The 18,762-nt window shown below is 73.9% G+C and carries 19 protein-coding genes; 9 read left to right on the top strand and 10 right to left on the bottom strand.

What is annotated here, in order from left to right; translation table 11 throughout:
- The first annotated feature begins 33 nt into the window (after positions 1-33).
- Genes WAB14_RS13830 through WAB14_RS13800 form a run of 7 tightly spaced genes read left to right on the top strand, consistent with a single transcriptional unit; the run spans position 34 to position 7,215 of the window.
- The gene (locus WAB14_RS13830; RefSeq protein WP_340270630.1) at positions 34-1,641 is read left to right on the top strand and encodes an AMP-binding protein; all 1,608 of its coding nucleotides are present in this window, start codon (positions 34-36) and stop codon (positions 1,639-1,641) included.
- 47 nt (positions 1,642-1,688) lie between these two features.
- Positions 1,689-2,663: a cyclase family protein gene (locus WAB14_RS13825; protein WP_340270629.1), complete on the top strand. Its 975-nt coding sequence runs from the start codon at positions 1,689-1,691 to the stop codon at positions 2,661-2,663.
- Positions 2,660-3,748 carry a tartrate dehydrogenase gene (locus WAB14_RS13820; protein ID WP_340270627.1) on the top strand — a complete coding sequence of 363 codons (1,089 nt, stop codon included), beginning with the start codon at positions 2,660-2,662 and terminating at the stop codon, positions 3,746-3,748. Before WAB14_RS13825 ends, WAB14_RS13820 begins: the two co-directional genes overlap by 4 nt.
- The gene (locus WAB14_RS13815) at positions 3,745-4,179 is read left to right on the top strand and encodes a Zn-ribbon domain-containing OB-fold protein (RefSeq protein WP_340270625.1); all 435 of its coding nucleotides are present in this window, start codon (positions 3,745-3,747) and stop codon (positions 4,177-4,179) included. The genes WAB14_RS13820 and WAB14_RS13815 overlap by 4 nt, the downstream gene beginning before the upstream one ends.
- Positions 4,176-5,318, top strand: coding sequence for an acetyl-CoA acetyltransferase (locus WAB14_RS13810; RefSeq protein WP_340270623.1), 1,143 nt, complete (start codon positions 4,176-4,178; stop codon positions 5,316-5,318). The genes WAB14_RS13815 and WAB14_RS13810 overlap by 4 nt, the downstream gene beginning before the upstream one ends.
- A gap of 53 nt (positions 5,319-5,371) precedes the next feature.
- Entirely contained in the window at positions 5,372-6,325 is a 954-nt protein-coding gene (locus tag WAB14_RS13805; RefSeq protein ID WP_340270621.1) for an MBL fold metallo-hydrolase, read from the top strand.
- Between the two features lie 50 nt (positions 6,326-6,375).
- Positions 6,376-7,215: an alpha/beta fold hydrolase gene (locus WAB14_RS13800; RefSeq protein WP_340270619.1), complete on the top strand. Its 840-nt coding sequence runs from the start codon at positions 6,376-6,378 to the stop codon at positions 7,213-7,215.
- Here the strand turns inward: WAB14_RS13800 and WAB14_RS13795 are convergent.
- From WAB14_RS13795 to WAB14_RS13785, 3 genes are all read right to left on the bottom strand, one after another.
- Entirely contained in the window at positions 7,209-8,852 is a 1,644-nt protein-coding gene (locus tag WAB14_RS13795; protein ID WP_340270617.1) for a phospholipase D family protein, read from the bottom strand. The two genes, WAB14_RS13800 and WAB14_RS13795, sit on opposite strands and share 7 nt — an antisense overlap.
- A gap of 91 nt (positions 8,853-8,943) precedes the next feature.
- Entirely contained in the window at positions 8,944-9,582 is a 639-nt protein-coding gene (locus WAB14_RS13790) for a CE1759 family FMN reductase (RefSeq protein ID WP_340270616.1), read from the bottom strand.
- Complete coding sequence (locus tag WAB14_RS13785) at positions 9,579-10,718, bottom strand: LLM class flavin-dependent oxidoreductase (RefSeq protein WP_340270750.1); 1,140 nt, start codon at positions 10,716-10,718, stop codon at positions 9,579-9,581. The genes WAB14_RS13790 and WAB14_RS13785 overlap by 4 nt, the downstream gene beginning before the upstream one ends.
- A 121-nt stretch (positions 10,719-10,839) precedes the next feature.
- On the opposite strand from WAB14_RS13785, the gene WAB14_RS13780 reads away from it, so the two are divergent.
- Positions 10,840-11,889 (top strand): serine hydrolase domain-containing protein, encoded by a 1,050-nt coding sequence (locus WAB14_RS13780; RefSeq protein ID WP_340270615.1) that lies wholly within the window; start codon positions 10,840-10,842, stop codon positions 11,887-11,889.
- 33 nt (positions 11,890-11,922) lie between these two features.
- Here WAB14_RS13780 and WAB14_RS13775 read toward each other — a convergent pair whose 3' ends face one another.
- The 3 genes from WAB14_RS13775 to WAB14_RS13765 all read right to left on the bottom strand — a co-directional run bounded on the left by WAB14_RS13775 (position 11,923) and on the right by WAB14_RS13765 (position 14,199).
- A complete protein-coding gene (locus WAB14_RS13775; RefSeq protein WP_340270613.1) occupies positions 11,923-12,507 on the bottom strand; it encodes a histidine phosphatase family protein in 585 nt (194 codons plus the stop codon).
- A gap of 77 nt (positions 12,508-12,584) precedes the next feature.
- Positions 12,585-13,151, bottom strand: a complete 567-nt coding sequence (locus tag WAB14_RS13770; RefSeq protein ID WP_340270611.1) for a hypothetical protein — start codon at positions 13,149-13,151, stop codon at positions 12,585-12,587.
- A 28-nt stretch (positions 13,152-13,179) separates the two neighbouring features.
- Positions 13,180-14,199 (bottom strand): sigma-70 family RNA polymerase sigma factor, encoded by a 1,020-nt coding sequence (locus WAB14_RS13765; RefSeq protein WP_340270609.1) that lies wholly within the window; start codon positions 14,197-14,199, stop codon positions 13,180-13,182.
- Between the two features lie 83 nt (positions 14,200-14,282).
- Between WAB14_RS13765 and WAB14_RS13760 the strand changes: the two genes are divergently transcribed.
- Positions 14,283-14,651: a DUF3140 domain-containing protein gene (locus WAB14_RS13760; RefSeq protein ID WP_340270607.1), complete on the top strand. Its 369-nt coding sequence runs from the start codon at positions 14,283-14,285 to the stop codon at positions 14,649-14,651.
- A gap of 6 nt (positions 14,652-14,657) precedes the next feature.
- On the opposite strand, the gene WAB14_RS13755 is transcribed toward WAB14_RS13760, so the two are convergent.
- The 4 genes from WAB14_RS13755 to WAB14_RS13740 are packed head-to-tail and all read right to left on the bottom strand — an operon-like array spanning position 14,658 to position 18,705.
- On the bottom strand, positions 14,658-15,092 hold the full coding sequence (locus WAB14_RS13755; RefSeq protein WP_340270605.1) for an ATP-binding protein: 435 nt from the start codon (positions 15,090-15,092) through the stop codon (positions 14,658-14,660).
- 24 nt (positions 15,093-15,116) lie between these two features.
- On the bottom strand, positions 15,117-15,449 hold the full coding sequence (locus WAB14_RS13750; protein WP_340270604.1) for an STAS domain-containing protein: 333 nt from the start codon (positions 15,447-15,449) through the stop codon (positions 15,117-15,119).
- The gene (locus tag WAB14_RS13745; RefSeq protein ID WP_340270602.1) at positions 15,449-17,500 is read right to left on the bottom strand and encodes a glycosyltransferase family 2 protein; all 2,052 of its coding nucleotides are present in this window, start codon (positions 17,498-17,500) and stop codon (positions 15,449-15,451) included. The genes WAB14_RS13750 and WAB14_RS13745 overlap by 1 nt, the downstream gene beginning before the upstream one ends.
- Complete coding sequence (locus tag WAB14_RS13740) at positions 17,497-18,705, bottom strand: PP2C family protein-serine/threonine phosphatase (RefSeq protein WP_340270600.1); 1,209 nt, start codon at positions 18,703-18,705, stop codon at positions 17,497-17,499. Before WAB14_RS13740 ends, WAB14_RS13745 begins: the two co-directional genes overlap by 4 nt.
- Between the last annotated feature and the right edge of the window lie 57 nt (positions 18,706-18,762).

Here is an 18,762-nt window from a genome sequence, read left to right as displayed (position 1 = left end):
CGCGTGCGGCTCGACGACGCAGGAGGACGACTGATGGACCCGCGACGGCTGGACGTGCGGACGTTCCTGGAGGGGACGGCCGAGCGCAACCCGACGGCCCCCTTCCTCATCTGGGAGGACGAGGAGCAGTCCTACGCGGACTTCGACGCCGCGGTCGACCGTGCCGCCGCCCTCTGGCACGAGCTGGGGGTGCGCAAGGGGGACCGTGTGGCCTTCATGGCGGACAACAGCCCCGGCTTCCTCCACGCGTGGCTCGGGCTCGCCAAGATCGGAGCGGTCCTCGTCGCGGTCAACACCGGCTTCAAGTACGACGAGGCCCGCTACCTCGTCGAGCACTCCGAGGCGGCGTTCGCGCTCGTCGACCCGGCGCACGCCGAGCTGTTCCACCGCATCGGTGCTTCGTCGGCCTCGCTGCGCACGACGATGTCGCTGGGTGCGGCCGACGGGCTCGACGACTTCGTGGCCCACGCGGAGGCGCTGGCGGGGGCGGCGCCTGCGGTCGACATCGACGGCGACGACGTCATCAGCCTCATCTACACGTCCGGGACCACCGGCAGACCCAAGGGGGTCATGCAGCCGCACCGGAACTACGTGCTCACCGGGCAGGCCTACCCCCACTGGATGCGGATGGAGAAGGGGGACCGGATCTACGCCTGCCTGCCGCTGTTCCACATCAACTCGCAGGCGTACTCGACGATGGGCGCGATCGGCGCGGAGGGCGCCCTCGTGCTCGCCCCGCGCTTCAGCGCGAGCCGCTTCTGGCCCGACGTGCGCCGGCACCGCGTGACGGTGTTCAACTTCATCGGCGCGATGACGGTCATCCTCTCGAAGAGCACCCCGTCGCCGGAGGACCGGGACCACTGCGTCCGCGTGGCGTACGGCGTGCCTGCGCTGCCGCACGAGGTGCGCATGCAGGTGGAGGAGCGGTTCGGCCTGGCGTGCGTCTCCGGCTTCGGCATGAGCGAGACGACGTTCGGGCTGCTCGAGCCGATCGACGGGGAGCGGGTCCCCGGCTCGATGGGGGTGCCCCGTTCCCACCCCGACCCCTCGCTCCCGCTCACGGAGGCCATGATCATCGGCGAGGACGGGACGGAGCTGCCGCGCGGCCAGGTCGGAGAGCTCGCGCTCCGCAGCCCCGCGCTCATGCTCGGCTACTTCAAGGACCCGGACAAGACCGCGGAGACCCTGGTCGACGGCTGGCTCCGCACGGGTGACAGCGCGTGGCAGGACGAGGAGGGCCGGTTCTTCTTCGTGGACCGCCTCAAGGACATCGTCCGCCGACGCGGCGAGAACGTGTCGTCGCTGGAGGTGGAGATGGTCATCAACCGCCACCCCGACGTCCTCGAGTCCGGTGTCATCGGGGTTCCCTCGGAGCTCACCGACGAGGAGCTGTGCGCGTTCGTCGTGCCCCGGCCCGGGCACACCGTCGACCCGGTCTCGGTCGTCGAGTGGTGCGAGGAGCACCTCGCGGCGTTCAAGGTCCCCCGGTACGTCGAGACGATCACGAGCCTGCCCAAGACGCCCACGGCGAAGCCGGAGAAGCACCGCCTGCGGTCCGGGGACTACCCGGCCGGGACGCGGTACGACGCCGGCGCGCGCTCCACGCGACCCACCGCCGTCGGTGCGGGGGCCGGGCGATGACCACCCATGGGACGACCGTCCCCACCACCCACGGAAGCGAGCCCGACATGGCCGAGCAGACACCCAGCGTCGAGACCGTCCGCGAGCTGAGCCGCCGGTACTCCAACTGGGGCCGCTGGGGCGACGACGACGAGCGCGGCACCCTCAACCACGTGACGCCGGAACGCGTCGCGCGCGCCGCCGCGTGCATCCGGTCGGGGACCCGCATCTCGCTCTCCCTCCCGATGGACGCGACGGGACCACAGGTGAGCGGGGGTTTCGGCGGCCGCTTCAACCCCATCCACCTCATGTTCCGCGACGGCGGCGACATCTCGATGGGGACGGTGGTGGACGAGTTCTACTCCGGACGCGACCGGCACCTGCGGGGCACCGACGACCTCGTCATCATGGCGCTGCAGTCCTCGACCCAGTGGGACGCGCTCGCCCACATCTTCTTCGACGGCCACATGTACAACGGGCTGTCGCCGGACACCGTGACGAGCAAGGGCGCGCGGCGCGGCGCGATCAGCCAGGCCACCGACCAGATGGCGGGCCGCGGGGTCCTGCTCGACATCGCGCACGTCAAGGGCGTCGACGCCCTCGAGCCCGGCTACGCCATCACCGCCGACGACCTCGAGGCGGCCGAGCAGGCCCACGGCGTCACCGTCGGAGCAGGCGACTTCGTCATGGTCAGGACCGGGATGATGGGCGAGCGCAAGGGCAACTGGGGCGACTACGCCGGTGGACCGGCACCCGGCCTCGGCCTGGGTAGCGTGCCGTGGGTCGCGGGCCGCGACATCGCCGGCCTGGCCGTGGACACATGGGGCATGGAGGTGCTCCCCAACGAGACCCCGGACGTGTTCCAGCCCCTCCACTGCGTCTTCATCGTGGGGATGGGGCTGTGGATCGGGGAGATCTTCGACCTGGAGGAGCTGGCGGCGCACTGCCGGGAGGACGGGCAGTACGACTTCTTTTTCTGCGCCCCGCCGCTGCCGTTCACCCGGGCGGTCGGCTCGCCCGTCAACCCCATGGCGATCAAGTGACGGACGTCCCCACCGCGCGCTACTCCGTGGCGGTGCTGCCCGGCGACGGGATCGGGCAGGAGGTCGTGCCGGCAGCCATCGAGGTGGTCGAGGCGGTCGCGTCCCTGCACGGCTTCACCGTCGACTTCCGCGAGTACCCGTGGAGCTGTGCGTACTACCAGCAGCACGGCGTCATGATGCCGTCCGACGGCCTCGCGCTCCTCGCTCGTCACGATGCGATCCTGCTCGGCGCCGTCGGCGACCCCTCCGTTCCCGACCACGTCTCGCTGTGGGGCCTGCTCGTCCCCATCCGACGGGCGTTCGACCAGTACGTCAACCTACGTCCGGCGGTCCTGCTGCCAGGGGTCCGCAGCCCTCTCCGCGACACCGGCGCCGGCATCGACATCCTCGTCGTGCGGGAGAACTCCGAGGGCGAGTACTCGCAGGTCGGCGGACGCATGTTCCCCGGCACGCCGCACGAGGCCGCGGTGCAGCAGGCCGTGTTCTCGCGACGCGGGACCGAGCGGGTCATCGAGTACGCCGTCGAGCAGGCACGGCGGCGCAGCGGTCGCCTCACGTCCGCCACGAAGTCCAACGGGATCATCCACTCGATGACCTTCTGGGACGAGGTCTTCCGCGACGTCATGGACCGCCATCCGGACGTCTCCGGTCGGCTCGTGCACGTCGACGCCCTGGCGGCGCGGTTCGTGAGCCATCCGCACGAGCTCGACGTCGTCGTCGGGTCGAACCTTTTCGGCGACATCCTCACCGACATCGGCGCCGTCGTGGTCGGGAGCATGGGCATGGCGCCCTCGGCCAACCTCAACCCCGAGAGGACCGCACCCTCCATGTTCGAGCCCGTCCACGGCTCCGCTCCCGACATCGCCGGCCGCGGCACCGCGAACCCGGTCGGGCAGATCTGGTCCGCCGCCCTCATGCTCGAGCACCTCGGCGAGCCGGAGGCCGGCGAGACGGTGCTCGGGGCGGTCCGCCGGGTGCTCGAGGACGGTGAGGTCCGCACGCCGGACCTGTCCGGGACCGCGACCACCCGCGACATGACGGACGCGGTGCTCGGGGCGCTGCGGTCCGTGGCGGTGGCCCGGTGAGCGAGCGGCCCACGCGGCCCGCCTTCGTGCCGCGGGGTGAGGAGCGCCTGTTCTACGACCGGCTCCGCGAGCACGAGCTCGTCTTCCAGCGCTGCACGTCGTGCGCCCGCGTGGTCTTCCCGCTCCGCACCGTGTGTCCCGGGTGCGGCTCCGAGACAGCCCTCACGGTGGAGCGTGCCGAGGGAGGCGGGGTCGTCCACTCCTGGACCACCCAGCACCGTGCCCCGCACCCGCACTTCGCCACGCCGCTGACGCTGGCGCTGGCGGACCTCGACGAGGGGTTCCGCGTGCTGGCCGCCGTCCCGGAGCCCACGGACCTCGCCGTCGGCGCCAGGGTCCGTGTCGGGTTCGACGACGTCGACCCCGACCTCACGCTCCTGCGCCTCGACGTGGTGACGGGACGGACCGACCCGGAGGAGGCTCGCGGATGAGCACGGCAGCAGCGGTCGTCGGCGCGGCGCAGGTCGACACCTTCAGGACGGAGGGCCGCTCACCCGTGGGCCTGATGGCCGTCGCCGTCACCCGGGCGCTGGCCGACGCGGGCCTGCGGCTGGAGGACGTCGACGGTCTCTTCACGTCCTCCTCCTACTACGCGATGCCGACGCTGACGTTGGCGGAGTACCTCGGTGTGCGACCCCGCTTCACGGACTCGACGGCCATCGGCGGCTGCGCGTTCGTCGCGCAGCTCGGGCACGCGGCCGCTGCCATCCGGGCGGGCCTGTGCTCGGTCGCCGTCATCGCCTACGGGAGCACGCAGCGCAGCGACGCCGGCTCCCTGGTGAGCATGGCCGAGCAGTCGCCCTACGAGGCGCCGTACGGGCTTCTCCACCCTGTGGGGGCCTTCGGGATGATCGCCCGGCGCCACATGGCGCAGTACGGCACGACGAGCGAGCAGCTGGCCGAGCTGGCCGTCTCGGCTCGCCAGTGGTCGCTCCTGACCGACGACGCCCCGTACCCGACGCCCCTCACGGTCGAGGACGTGCTGTCGTCGCGGATGATCGCGGACCCGCTCCACAAGCTCGACTGCTGCCTCGTGACCGACGGCGGAGGGGCCGTCGTCGTCACCTCCGCGGATCGAGCGCGTGATCTCCCCTCGCGGCCGGTCTATCTGCTCGGCACAGGTGAGGCCGTCAACCACCGCAGCGTCTCGCAGATGCCGGACCTCACCGCGACCGAGGCGGCCGCGAGCGCCGGCAGGGCCCTGACCATGGCCGGTGTCACGCTCGACGACGTCGACACCGCGCACGTCTACGACGCCTTCACCATCAGCCTCCTGGTCCTGCTGGAGGACCTCGGGTTCTGCGGGAAGGGCGAAGGGGGCGACTTCGTGAGCGGCGGCGCCGTGGCACCCGGTGGGCGACTCGCCCTCAACACGAACGGCGCGGGTCTGTCGTACACCCACCCGGGGATGCTCTCGATGTTCCTCGTCGTCGAGGCGGTGCAGCAGCTGCGTGGGACGGCCGGGCGGCGACAGGTCCCCGGGGCGACGGTCTCCCTCGTCCACGGTATGGGGATGACGCTCGCCGCCCACGCGACCGCGGTGCTGTCGAGCGAGCCCGCAGCCGCCTGAGGATCCGTCGTCCGATCACCACCCCGCCGCACCGCAGCCCGGAGGAGAGCACCGTGCAGACCTGTGACCGGCTCGTCGTCACCGTCCTCGTCGACAACTACATCGACATGCTCATGCAGAACTCCGCCACCGTCACCCGGCAGGGCATGGTGGAGCACTTCCTGCCGCGGCGCGGCACGCCGCTCGCGGAGAACGGCATCTCCTTCCTCCTCGAGGCGACGACCGCCGGTCGCACGACGCGGATCCTCTTCGACGCGGGCATGAGCGGTGTCCCGATCCTCCACAACGCCGATGTCCTCGGTGTCGACCTCACCCAGGTCGACCAGGTGGTGCTGAGCCACGGCCACCCCGACCACTTCGGAGGGATCTACGCGGCGCTCGGGGCGATCGGACGGCGGGTGCCGATCGTCGTCCACCCCTCGGCATTCCTGCCCCGGTCCATCCGCCGACCCGACGTCATGATCCAGTACTTCAACCGTGGCCTTACCGAGCGGCAGCTCGTGGACGCGGGAGCAGCCGTCATGGCCGTGCGCGAGCCCCTCGACCTCGCGCCCGGCATCACGACGAGCGGTGAGATCCCCATCACCGTCGACTTCGAGCACGAGGTGCCCGTCGGTCGGGTGTCCGTGCGGGACGGCCGGGTCGGCCCGGACCCCATCGAGGACTACATGACGCTCGTCGTCGACGTCACGGGCGTGGGGCTGGTCGTGCTCGACCCATGCGGGCACTCCGGTGTGCTGAGCTCGCTCGACCACGCCGCCCGCCTCACCGGCAACGACCGCCTGCACGGGATCCTCGGCGGCTTCCACCTCGCCCACGCGGGGATCACGCGTGAGAAGATCGACAAGACGGTGGAGGGATTGGTGGACCGAGGGCTGCGACTGGTGTCTCCGATGCACTGCAGCGGCTTCACGGCCCAGCGGGTGGTGGCGGACCGGTTGCCGGACGCATTCACGCTCATGACTGCGGGCGCGCGGCTGGTGGTCGAGGCGTCAACGAACGCCTAGGCCGACCCGCTCGGCTGGCGGAGCCGGGGCCGACGTCGCACTGTCGGCGGGTGCTTCGCGTCCAGCGCCACGGCTCCGGCGAGCCCCTCGTCCTCGTCCACGGCCTCGGGGCGACCTCCGACTGCTGGCGACCGGTGCTCGAGCCGCTCGCGCGCCACCGCGAGGTCGTGACGCTCGACCTGCCCGGTTTCGGCGACTCGCCGCCGCTGCCCGGGCCCTTCGCCCTGGCGACGCTCGTCGACGCCGTCGAGGCGACCCTCGCGGCGGAGGACCTGCTGGGTGCGGACCTCGTGGGCAGCTCGATGGGGGGCGAGGTCGTCCTCGAGCTGCTGCGCCGCGGCCACGGCGGGCACGTCGTCGCCCTCGCGCCGAGCGGCTACTGGGGAGCGCTCGGGCGGGCGTGGTTCGTGCTCGTCGCGTGGACCGCGACCGTCCTCGTCCACGTCCTGCGCGGACTGGTCCCGCACCTGGTCGCGCTCGGCGCGGCCCGTGCCCTCCTGCTGCGGCCGCTGTCCCCGCGACCGGTCGCGCTGCCACGCGACGTCGTCGTCGACGGCTCGCGCCGCTTCGGGCGCACGGCGTCGTTCCTGCCGGGCCTGCGGTGGATCGCGAGCCGGCGCCCGGCGGTGACCGTCCCGGCCGGTGCGGTGGCCGGGCGCCGCGTGACGCTCGGCTGGGGCCGGCGGGACGGGCTCTGCCTGCCGCAGCAGGCGGCCCGGGCGGCGGCGGCCGTGCCGGGCGCGACCGTCCGGTGGTTCGAGCGGTCCGGTCACCTGCCGCCGTGGGACGAGCCGGCGGCGACGGTCCGGGTGCTGCTCGAGGCGACGGGCGGGGCGCTCGCCCCGGACCCGGCGCCCGCCGTCGCCCGGTCCTCGACGACGGGTCAGTAGCCGCCCCGGCGCCGCAGCGCGCGTGGCCGCCCGTCGGGGTCGACGGTGAGGTGGTACGCCGGGGCGCCCAGCGCCACCTGCCACGCCCGCGGACGTTCCCACGGGTGGCTCCGCAGCCGCCCGTGCGGACGTGGGCCCCGGCGACCGCGCCCGTGCCAGCGGTCCACCTCCTCGGCGCACGCGCGCACGGCGTGCACCGCGGCGTCGGGGTCGAGGAGGTGGTCGGCGGCCGCGGGGTGCTCGAGCCGGCCGTCGGCGTCGGTGAGACCGAGGTGCTCGGCCATGAGCCGCAGCCGCAGCCCGCGCGCGAACACGCGGGCGCCGTCGCCGAGCCCGGCCGGGTCCGCAGGCACCCGCTCGTCGCGCGCGGCGTCGAGGACGGCGACGGTCAGCTCGGCGTCGTAGGTCCACGAGCGGCGGTTGAAGTTGTCGCTGCCGACGCACGCCCACACGTCGTCGACGACGCACACCTTCGCGTGGACGTACACCGGCAGCCCGCGGTCGTTCTCCAGGTCGACGACCACGACCCGCCTGCCGCCCGCGTCCTTCACGCGCCGCAGCGCCCGGGCGTGCCCGACGGACATCGGGAGGTCGCCGGCACCCCCGTTCTCGGAGTGGCGCGGGACGACGGCGACGAGCTGCAGGCGCGGGTTGTCGCGCAGGGCGTCGGCGAAGACCTTCGCCACCTCCGTCGACCACAGGTACTGGTCCTCGACGTAGACGAGCCGCCGCGCCCGGCGCAGGGCCCTGAGGTAGGCCCTCGCGACGCTCCGTTCGCCCGAGGGGGCGAACGGGTGGTGACGCACGTGCCGCCGCGGGTACGTGCGGAGCACCTGCACGGCGCACGAGCCGTGCGGCGCGGGTGCGGGTCGGGGCGGTGGCAGCGGGTCGGCGCGGCGGTCGACCCCGTGCACGAGGTCGGGCACGACGTGCCACAGCAGCAGCGAGACGGGGGAGTCGTCCTCCCAGCGCTCCCGGAAGGAGTCCTCGACGTCGGCGACCGCGGGCCCGCACACCGCGACCTGGACGTCGTGCCACGCCGGTGTCGGGCCGTAGACGTCGGCGAAGCGACGGGTCTGCGGGTCGCCGTGGTGGAGGTCGTCGTCACGGCGGCCGTGCCCGAGGTCGAGGCCCCCCGCGTACGCGACGTCGCGCTCGGGCCGCCCCGCGTGCCGGACGACGACGAACTTCTGGTGGTGGCAGCCGAACGGCCGCACGCGCTGGTCGAGGAGCACGCGGCCGCCCGCGTCCTCCACGGACAGCGCGAGCCCGCGGTTCTCCTCGTGCGTGAGCCGGAACGCGTCGAGGTGGGAGTGCCACAGGAGGCCGCGCACCGTGGCGCCCCGCCGCGCCGCGGCCGACAGGGCCTCGCCCACCGTGGGACCGTCGTCCGTCAGGAGCTCGTCGGGGTCGCCGCGCCAGCCGGCGACGAGCACGAGGTCGCCGGGACCCACGCCGGCCAGGGTGTCGGCGAGTCGAGGGAAGTACGTCCGTCCGTGCACGAGCGGCTCGACCCGGTTGCCGCTCGTCCACGGCCGCAGGCGCGACGCCGGGTTGCCGCGCCCGTCGGCGTCGAGGAACCAGTCGGTCGCCCCGTCGCCTACCTCACCGTCGCCTGCCTCGCCGTCGCCTCCCACGCCCCCGGAGTCTGTCGCGATGCGCCGCCGGGCGCACCGCCTCGCGACCCCAGCCCTCCGTCGGTCCGAACGCAGACGTGGCGGGCGAGAGCTACGAGGTGCGGAGGGAGCCCAGGAGGTCGGTGAAGGCGGGCGCGTTCTCGTACTCGTCGACGACCCGCTTGGGGTCGCGGGACGCGACGAGATCCGCGAGCTCCCCGGCCGCGCGCTCGATCCGGCCCGACAGCGCCCCGGCCGCCTCGCCGTCGCCGCCCCAGTCCTCGCTCGCGGCGAAGACCCCGGTCGGCACGGTGAGCGCGCGCAGGTAGCTGAACAGCGGACGCATCGCGTGCTCGAGCGCGAGGGAGTGCCGGGCGGTGCCGGCGGTCGCGGCGAGCAGCACGGGCGTGCCGTCGAAGGCGGCCTGGCCCAGCAGGTCGACGAAGCCCTTGAACAGCCCCGTGTACGCCCCGGAGTAGACCGGCGACGCGGCCACGACGCCGTCCGCGGCGAGGACGGCGTCGAGGTCGGCCTGCAACGACCGCCCCGCGAAGCCGGTGAGCATCGCGTTGGTGATGTCGTGGGCGCGCGGGCGCAGGTCGAAGGTCGTGACCTCGGCGGCGACACCGCGCGCGGCCAGCGCCGCGACGGTCGCCTCGCCGAGCCGGTCGGCGAGGCGTCGGGTGGCGGACGTCTCCGACAGACCGCCGCTGACGACGGCGATCCGACGCGACGCGGGGCGGGCGGTCACGCCGACACCTCCTCCTCGGCCTGGCGGGCCGACTCGTGGGCGGGGCGCGGGAGCAGCAGCCCGGCCTCCTTCTTCTCCAGCAGCGACGCGTGCGTCGGCGCGTCGGGCACGTGCGCGGGACGGCCCTTCGCGAACTCCTCGCGCAGCACCGGGAGCACGTGCTCGCCGAGGAGGTCCATCTGCTCGAGGACCGTCTTGAGCGGCAGGCCGGCGTGGTCGAGGAGGAACATCTGGCGCTGGTAGTCCCCGACGACCTCGCGGAACGACAGGGTGCGCTCGATGACCTGCTGCGGCGAGCCGACCGTCAGCGGGGTCTCGCGCATGTACTCCTCGAGCGACGGGCCGTGCCCGTAGACCGGCGCGACGTCGAAGTACGGGCGGAACTCCCGCACCGCGTCCTGGCTGTTCGGGCGGACGAAGACCTGCCCGCCCAGCCCGACGATCGCCTGGTCGGCGGGGCCGTGGCCGTACTGCTCCCAGCGCTGGCGGTAGAAGCCGACCATCCGTCGCACGTGCGACGACGGCCAGAAGATGTTGTTGTGGAAGAAGCCGTTGCCGTAGTAGGCCGCCTGCTCGGCGATCTCCGGCGAGCGGATCGACCCGTGCCACACGAACGGGGGGACGCCGTCGAGCGGGCGGGGGGTCGAGGTGAACCCCTGCAGCGGCGTGCGGAACTTGCCCTGCCAGTCGACGACGTCGGTGCGCCACAGGGTGTGGAGCAGGTCGTAGTTCTCGATGGCGAGCTGGATGCCGTCGCGGATGTCCTTGCCGAACCACGGGTACACCGGGCCGGTGTTGCCGCGGCCGAACATGAGGTCGACGCGCCCGTCCGACAGGTGCTGGAGCATCGCGTACTGCTCGGCGATGTGGACCGGGTCGTTCGTCGTGATGTGGGCGATCGACGTCGAGAAGACCAGCCGCTCGGTCTGCGCCGCGAGGAACGCGTGCATCGTCGTGAGCGCCGACGGCACGAACGGGTGGTCGTGGTGCTCGCCGAGGGCGAAGACGTCGAAGCCGACCTCCTCCGCCTTCCTCCCGATCTCCATGAGCGCCTTGATGCGCTCGTGCTGGGTCGGGGTCCGTCCCGTCGTCGGGTCGGGCGTGACGTCGCCGACGCTGAAGACGCCGAGCTGGATGCCGGTCACCGCTGCCTCCTGATGATTGACGTTTCTACGACCCGTGAACGTCCGGAGCCCCGGACCTATGCCCACCAGGAAACCGCTCGACGGCGGTGGCCGCGCGCGGGACCCTCCCCACATGTCGACGGAGGCCCTGCGGGCGCTCGACCGGCGGCTCGCCGAGCGGGCCGAGGCCGACGAGCTGTCCGGGGCCGTCCTCCTCAGCGTGGCGGGGGAGACGCTGCTCGAGGGGTGCTACGGCCTCGCCGACCGGGCCGCCGGGGTGCCCGTGACGACGCGGACGCGCTTCGGTGTCGCGTCGATGTCGAAGATGTTCACCGCCGCGGCGGTGCTCGACCTCGTGGGCGAGGGACGGCTGACGGTCGGGGACCGGGTGGTCGACGTGCTGCCGGCGGCCCGCAGGCCCGCGACGCTCCGCGACGACGTCACCGTCCATCACCTCCTCACCCACACCTCCGGCATCGCCGACTACGCCGAGGAGGACGAGGACACCCCCGGCTACGTCGAGGACTACGGCGCGCTGTGGCGCGACCTCCCGTGCTACCGGGTGGAACGGCCCGACGACTTCCTCCCGCTGTACGGCGACCGGCCGCCCTACCGCGCGCCCGGGGAGCGCTTCCACTACTCCAACGCCGGGTACGTGCTCCTGTCCGCCGTCGTCGAGGAGGTGACCGGGCGGCCGTTCACCGCCGTCGTCACCGAGCGGGTGCTCGGGCGGGCGGGCATGACGGCCAGCGGGTACTTCCGGACCGACGAGGCCCGCCCGGACGTCGCCGTCGGCCACCTGCCCCGCGACGACGGCCCGTGGCGGAGCAACGTCTTCAGCATCCCCGTGGTCGGGGGCGGTGACGGCGGAGCCTTCGTCACTGCGCGCGACGTCGACCGCTTCCTCACGGCCTTCGAGGACGGCTCGCTGCTCGGCGGGCTGAGGGACGCCGCCCTCACGCGGCACACGGAGGTGCTCGACGCGCCCGGCTTCGGCATGGGCTACGGCGTGATCCTCTACCCGGACGGGCGCTTCGGCCACGGTGGTGGCGACCCGGGGGTCGACGTGCTCGCGCAGCGCTGGCCGGAGGAGGGGGCCACCCTCGTCGTGCTGTGCAACATGGCCGAGCCGGCCGCCGACATCCGCACGGCGGTGCTCGAGGCGTGGCGCGCTCCGGGCTGACCGCTCCGCGCCGACCGACGGGGGCCAGGGCGCTCAGCGCATGTGACCGGTGTCGTTCCACCGCTCGATCACCCGGTTGCCGCGCTCGTACCCGAGCCGGCACAGCGCGGCCGTGCCGAGCACGAACCGGCGCCCCTCGACCGCCGGGAGCTCCAGCCACCGGGCGGTGAGGATGCGGAGCAGGTGCCCGTGGGCGACGACGGCGACGTCACCGTCGAGCTCCTCGAGCCGGGCGACGACCCGGTCCGCGCGTTCACCGACCTGCTCGACGAGCTCGCCCTGCCCGAGCGGGTGCGTCCACACCGTCCACCCGGGGACGTCCTCGGCCATCTCCGCGGTGGTGCGGCCCTCCGCCTCGCCGTAGTCCCACTCCATGAGGTCGTCGACGAGCTCCGGCTCGCCGAGCCCGGCGAGCCGGCACGTGTCGGTGGCGCGCCGCAGCGGACTGCACAGGACGTGGGCGAAGCGCTCGCCGGCGAGGCTGTCCCCGGCACGGCGGGCGTGGTCCTCCCCGTCGGGTGTCAGCTCGAGATCGGTGCGACCGGTGTGCTTGTGGGCGGCGCTCCACTCGGTCTCGCCGTGGCGGAGCAGGGTGATCGTCCGGTCCTCGGAGGCCATGGGACCAGTCGACCGGTCCGGCGAGCCGGCCGCCACCGGAGCCGTGCCCCGACGAGGCGGCGACGACCCTGCAGGCGTCAGCGCCGGACGGCGCGCCCCACCTGCCGCACCCGGCCGAGCCGGCCGCGCGCCTGCTTCTCGGGCCGCTGCTGCTGGCTCTGCTGCGCGCCCAGCGCGACGACCGCCCCGGTCAGGACGGGCGTGACCCACTGCAGCGCCTTCAGCTGCTGCTGCGCCTGGGCGACGTCGTGCGGCGTGCCGCTCGACGGCTCGGTGCTGCCCTCGACCGGCACGTGCTCCTTGCCGACCTTGGCCCCGAGGACACCGCTCCACGCGGTGGCGCCCACGGCGAGCAGCGTGAGGGCCGACTTCACGACCGTGTTCGCGAGCACGCCTTTCTGCTGCCCGACGCGGTCCCTGTTCGCCACGAGCAGGCCGATCCCACCGAGGGTGTGCGCGGCGACCGCAGCCGCCTGGACGGGGGCCCACTTCCCCCACCCGGCGCCGGACGCGGCGAGCCGCTGCTCCGGCTCGGCGCGGTCGGCGGCGCTGTTGACGCCGACGGCACCCATGAGGGAGCCACCGAACCAGGCGGCGCCGCCGAGGTCGTGGAGGGTCTGGGAGACGGTGCTCGTGCGCGACATGGCGGCCGGGTACCCGCGGCCGGTCAGGTCATGCGCCGTCGGCGGGCCGGGGGAGCGGCGCCCCGTGCGGCAGCGAGTCGGGCAGGCCGAAGGCGGCGAAGAGCCGGGTGTCGAGGAACGACGTGATGCTGCCGACCCGCCCGTCGCTCACCTCGAGGACGTGGACGGCCCACGGCACGTGGCCGGCGGTCTCGTCGTCCGGGTCCGCCCGGCGGTACTGGGCGACGGCCGCGCTGCCGTTGGCGCCGCGCGTCGGCACCAGGCGCGAGCCCCGGCAGCCGTGGCCGGGTCCGGTCATCCACGCCCCGATGTCGTCGGCGCCGCGCAGCCACATGGCGAACGGCGGCATGTTCTGCGTGGCGTCGGCGTGGAGGAGGGCGACGAAGGCGTCGATGTCGTATCGCTCGAACGCGTCGAGGTAGCGCTCGAGGAGGGCCTGGTGCCGGGCGTCGAGCGGGTCGAGCGGTCGGGCGTCGTCCGGGTGGTGCTGGGCGAGGGTCGCGCGGGCGCGCTGGAGAAGGCTGTTGGCCGAGGCGGTGCTGACGCCCAGCAGGGCGGCGACCTCGTCGGCGCGCCAGCGCAGCACGTCGCGGAGGATGAGGACGGCCCGCTGGCGGGCCGGCAGGTGCTGGAGGGCCGCGACGAACGCGAGCCGGACGCTCTCCCGCTCCGCGGTGATCTCGGCCGGGTCGGCGGCGAGGTCCTGGGTGGCGGTCCCCCACGGCAGGGGCTCCAGCCACTCCTCGTGCGCCCGCACGTCGGCGAGCGAGGTCTCGACCGGCGCCGACGGCCCGCCGATCTCCAGTGGCGTCGCCCGGCGGGAACGGCTGCCGATGGCGTCGATGCAGACGTTCGTCGCGATCCGGTACAGCCACGACCGCACGCTCGAGCGCCCCTCGAACCGCTCGGCGGCCCGCCACGCCCGCACCAGCGTGTCCTGGACGGCGTCCTCCGCGTCGTGCAGGGAGCCGAGCATGCGGTAGCAGTAGCCGGTGAGCTCGCCGCGGAAGGCGTCGAGGTCGGTGTCGGCGTCGAGCACCTGCGTCATGGCGCGACGGTAGACCCGGGGGCCGACGCTCCGGGAGCCCCCGACGGGCATGGCGGCACCGCGGACCGGGTACGGCTGGAGGCATGCCACGCCACGACCTCGACGACCACGAGCTCGACGAGCTGTGGGAGCAGTTCCACACCGTCGTCAACATGACGAGCAAGGACCTGTCCGACTGGCTGCGGGTGCGCGCCGCCGACGAGGACGCCGAGGCGTTCCTCGACGAGACCGGCCACATGCCGGGGCTGTCGACGGGCCAGCACGTGCTCCGCATCCTCGGTCGGCGGAAGACCGACCTCGACGAGGCCGACGTCACGACCATGGCCCGGGTCGTCGACCGCGTCACCGCGCAGCGGCGCGAGGACCTCGAGCCCACGGCCGGCGACGCGGCGTGGCGCCACGAGCTCATGACGATCGGGCACGACCCGCTGCAGCCGCCGCGGGGCGGCTGAGACGCGTCAGCGACGCCGACGCACGAGCCGCCAGACGTTGCGGTCGTCGGCGCCGCGGGAGTACGTCACCTCGTCCATCGTGAGCCGGACGAGCAGCAGCCCCCGCCCGCTCTCCGCGAGCGGGTCGACCTCCGGTGGCTCGGCGGCGGTGAGGACCGCGAGCGCGGCCGCGGGCAGCGGCACGCCCGAGTCGCGGAGGACGGCCTCGAGCCGGTCCGGCCAGCACTCGACGGCGATGTCCATCGGCACCGGCAGACCGGGGCTCGCGTGCTCCACGGCGTTGGCGACGAGCTCCGCGAGGGCGGTCTCCAGTGCGATCCGGTCCTCGTCCGGCACCTCGGGCCGGTCCCGCCACAGGCCCGCCAGCAGCTCGTGGACGCGTCCGAGGCTCTCCGCGTCGGTGACGGTGACGAGCGAGCGCGAGCCGTCCGCCCGGCTCACGCGGTCCCACCCGGTCGGGCGGGCTCAGCCACCGAAGGCCTCCTCGACCGACGCGTACGGACGCATGACCCGGTCGAGGTTCGTCAGCTGCAGGACCGTGAGCACCTGGGGCGCCAGACGGGCGATGCGGAGGTCGCCGCCCCCCTGCCGAGCGGCCTTGAGGCCGGCGACGAGGGCGCCCAGGCCGGAGGAGTCGATGAACTCGACCGCGGACATGTCGACGACGACGCGGGCGTCGCCGGTCGTGACGCACGCGGTCACGACCGCGCGCAGCTGCGGCGCCGACACCATCGTGAGCCGCCCCACGGGGCTCACCACCACGAGGCCGTCGTCGGTGCGGGTGGTCCCGATGTCCATCAGCGGGAGGCTCCTTCGGTGGTCGCGGTGTCGGGGTCGTCGGCGGGGCGGAAGGTGGCCGCCCGGAACAGCACGCTCAGCAGGAACAGGTCGTACACCACCCAGGCGACGTTCACCCACGTGCCCAGCGCCGGTGCGGCGCCGAGCGCCCAGCGTGTCACCCCGACGACGACGGACACCACGAGCAGCCCGACCGCGACGAGCTGCCAGCGCACGAGGTCCCAGCGCGGCCGGTCGACCGCCTGCCGGTTCTTCGGGGTGACGGCGAAGCCGAGCCCCCGACCGAAGAAGACGTTCCCCACGGCCGTCGCGCACGCCGTGATCCACAGGGGGAAGAGGGCGAGGGAGTACTGCTGGCCGCGCCACGTGCGGATGCCGCGCCCGACGACGGCGAACAGCAGCTGGTTGACGACGAGGAACGGCAGGAGCCGGGCGAAGAACTCGACGCTGTACGCCTCGACCGGCTGCACGCCGACGCACAGGTACAGCACCGGCGCGGCGATGTAGACGAGGGCGAAGAAGCCCGACAGGTACGTCCACATCGTCGCGGAGTACATGAGCTTCTGGCCGAGCGAGAGACCCCGCTGGACGAGGGGGTTCTCCCGCAGCATCACCTGCAGCGTCCCCTGCGCCCAGCGCAGCCGCTGGGTGAGCATCGTCCCGAGGTCCTCCGGCGCGAGGCCGTGGGCGAGCACCTCGTGGTGGTACACCGAGCGCCAGCCGAGGGCGTGCAGCCGCATGGCGGTCGCCATGTCCTCCGTCACGGAGATCGTCGCCATCGGCATGACGGGCTGGGCCTCGTCGGCCCGGTCGACGTCGACGGCCCGCACGACCGCGCGCACGGACTCCAGCGCCCCGAGCGGGGACCACTCCCGCGCGGCGAGCCGCTCGAGGGCGGCCTCGTCGACGACCGCCTCGCCGATCTCCTCGTCGATCGCGATGCCGGGTCCCCCGCCGCGGTGCCGGCCCGCGCCGACGCCCATCTCGGCGATGGCGCGCAGGTCCGCCTCGAGGGCGGCGACGTCGTCGGCGACGACGTCCCGCGCAGCGGCGTCGACCGCCCGCTGGAAGTCGTACGTCACCTCACCGGCCGGCTCGCCCGCGTCGAGCCGTCGCCGCGCGCGGGCGGCAGCGTCCCGGACGCTCGTGAGGGCCCGGAGGGTCGTGGCGGCGCCGGGGTCCCGGCGTGCCTCGCGCACCGCGCGGGCGAGCACGCGGTCGGCGGTGCGCAGGGCGTCGCGAACGGCCCGGTCGAGCTGCCGGACGTAGCCGACGACACCGATCTGCATGAGCGCCTCGCGTCGCAGGACCGCGTTGGAGCCGCAGAAGAACGCCGCGTTCCACCCGTCCTTGCCCTGCTGGATGGGCCCGTAGAACAGGGGCGCCTGCACGCCGAAGGGGTCGGCGTCGGTGACGTTGGTGAAGTACTGCGGGGTCTGGACGAGCGCGACCCGCGGGTCGTCGAACCAGCCGATCGTGCGGTCGAGGATCTCCGGTGCCGGCACCTGGTCGGCGTCGAGGACGAGCATGAGCTCGCCGTCGGTGGCGAACAGCGCGTTGTTGAGGTTGCCGGCCTTCGCGTGGCGCTGCTTGCCGACCCAGTCCTCGCTGCGGGTGATGTACCCGACGCCGGCCGCCTCGGCCGCCGACCGCATCTCGGGCCGGTTGCCGTCGTCGAGGACGTACGTGCGGTGGGGGTAGCGGATCCGCTGCGCCGCGAGCGCGGTCGTCATGACGAGCTCGACGTCCTCGTTGTACGTCGTGATGAGGACGTCGACGCTCACGCCCGCGGGGGCGGGCGGGGCGTCGCCGCGCTGCTTCAGCCGCCACGCCGTCACACCGAACAGCCACGCGTCGACGAGGCTGTAGGTCTCGGCGACGACGAGCGGCACGGCGATCCACCACACCTCCCACGGCACCGACCACCCCCACCGCCACACGACGTAGGAGGTGCCGAGCAGGAGGGTGAGGACGACGAGGGCCCGGACGAGCAGGAGCCGTCCCGTGAGCGGGCCCCGCGCCGTGGTGTCGAGCGGGAGGCTGCCGCTCACGCCCCGGCCTGCCGACGCACGACGACGACCGTGACGTCGTCGGGCGGGGTCCGGCGGTGGGCGAGGCGCGAGACGCGCGCGACGACCTCGGCGGCCTCCGCCGACGAGCGCACGAGGGTCTCGACGTCGGCGAGGGCGGCCAGGGTGCCGTCGAAGAGGTCGAGGACCCCGTCGCTGCACGCCACGAGCGTGTCACCCGGCCCGAGCGCGACGCTGTGCGGCCGGAAGCCGTCGGTGAGCCCGGCCCCGACACCGAGGGGCAGGTCGTCGGAGCGCAGCCGCTCGACGCCCCCGTCCACGCGCACGACCATCGCGAGGCCGTGCCCGGCGTCGGCGTACCGGACGAGCCCGGTGGCGGGGTCGAGGTGGGCGTGGAAGGCGGTGACGAACGTCGCGGCGTGGTCGAGGTCGGCCGCGAGCGCCTCGGCGGCGACGTCGAGGGCGACCGCCGGGCCGCCGGCGCGGGCGGTGCTCCGCAGGACGGCCCGGACGGTCGCCGTGATGATGGCGGCGGCCAGCCCCTTTCCCATGACGTCGACGACGGACAGGGCGACGCGTCCCAGTCCCGTCCCCGGCAGGGAGTACCAGTCGTAGAAGTCGCCGCCGACCCCGCGCGACGGCAGGCACGCGGCGGCGAGGTCGTAGCCGGGCAGCACCGGCGGGCGGCGGGGCAGCAGACCCTGCTGCACGGCGGCCGCCCGGCCGATCTCGCGGTCGGTGGTGAGCTCCTGCTGGACCCACATCGCGAGGTCCCGGAGCAGCGACTCCTCGCCGGCGCTCAGGGACCGGGGCCGGTCGTCGAGGATGCAGAGGGTGCCGACACGCTGGCCGTCCGCGGTCTCCAGCGGGTGCCCGGCGTAGAAGCGGGCGCGGGGGTCGCCGACCACCCAGCGGTTGTCGGCGAACCGGTCGTCCGCCGCGAGGTCCTCCACGACGAGCGTGCCGGGGCCCTGGATCGTCGCGTCGCAGATGGCGTCGGAGCGCGGGGTGCTCGCACCGGCCGTGAGGCCCTGCGCGGACTTGAAGAACTGCCGGTCGCGGTCCAGCAGCGTGACGGCGGCCATCGGCACCCCGAAGAGGCCGGCGGCGAGGCGCGTCACGCGGTCGAAGCGGTCCTCCTCGGGCGTGTCGAGCACGTCGAGGGCCCGGAGCGCGCGCACCCGCGCCTCCTCGTCGACGTCGACCGGGTCCGTCGTTCTCGTCATCGCGGCGGGTCCTCCTGCTGCTCGGCTCCGACCGTGGAACCTGGACGGCGACAGAGG

It is taken from the genome of Aquipuribacter nitratireducens (assembly GCF_037860835.1).
Lineage (GTDB): Bacteria > Actinomycetota > Actinomycetes > Actinomycetales > JBBAYJ01 > Aquipuribacter > Aquipuribacter nitratireducens.
Note: the sequence above shows the minus strand (reverse complement) of the source record. Positions and strands in the feature narration are given on the sequence as shown.

Bases quoted from the DNA above. Each gene is read 5' to 3' on its own strand.
- WAB14_RS13770 (WP_340270611.1), bottom strand. From the start codon at position 13,151: ATGTCGCGCACGAGCACCGTCTCCCAGACCCTCCACGACCTCGGCGGC.
- WAB14_RS13765 (WP_340270609.1), bottom strand. From the start codon at position 14,199: ATGACGCAGGTGCTCGACGCCGACACCGACCTCGACGCCTTCCGCGGC.
- WAB14_RS13775 (WP_340270613.1), bottom strand. From the start codon at position 12,507: ATGGCCTCCGAGGACCGGACGATCACCCTGCTCCGCCACGGCGAGACC.
- WAB14_RS13825 (WP_340270629.1), top strand. From the start codon at position 1,689: ATGGCCGAGCAGACACCCAGCGTCGAGACCGTCCGCGAGCTGAGCCGC.
- WAB14_RS13780 (WP_340270615.1), top strand. From the start codon at position 10,840: ATGTCGACGGAGGCCCTGCGGGCGCTCGACCGGCGGCTCGCCGAGCGG.
- WAB14_RS13760 (WP_340270607.1), top strand. From the start codon at position 14,283: ATGCCACGCCACGACCTCGACGACCACGAGCTCGACGAGCTGTGGGAG.
- WAB14_RS13830 (WP_340270630.1), top strand. From the start codon at position 34: ATGGACCCGCGACGGCTGGACGTGCGGACGTTCCTGGAGGGGACGGCC.
- WAB14_RS13740 (WP_340270600.1), bottom strand. From the start codon at position 18,705: ATGACGAGAACGACGGACCCGGTCGACGTCGACGAGGAGGCGCGGGTG.
- WAB14_RS13810 (WP_340270623.1), top strand. From the start codon at position 4,176: ATGAGCACGGCAGCAGCGGTCGTCGGCGCGGCGCAGGTCGACACCTTC.
- WAB14_RS13750 (WP_340270604.1), bottom strand. From the start codon at position 15,449: ATGGACATCGGGACCACCCGCACCGACGACGGCCTCGTGGTGGTGAGC.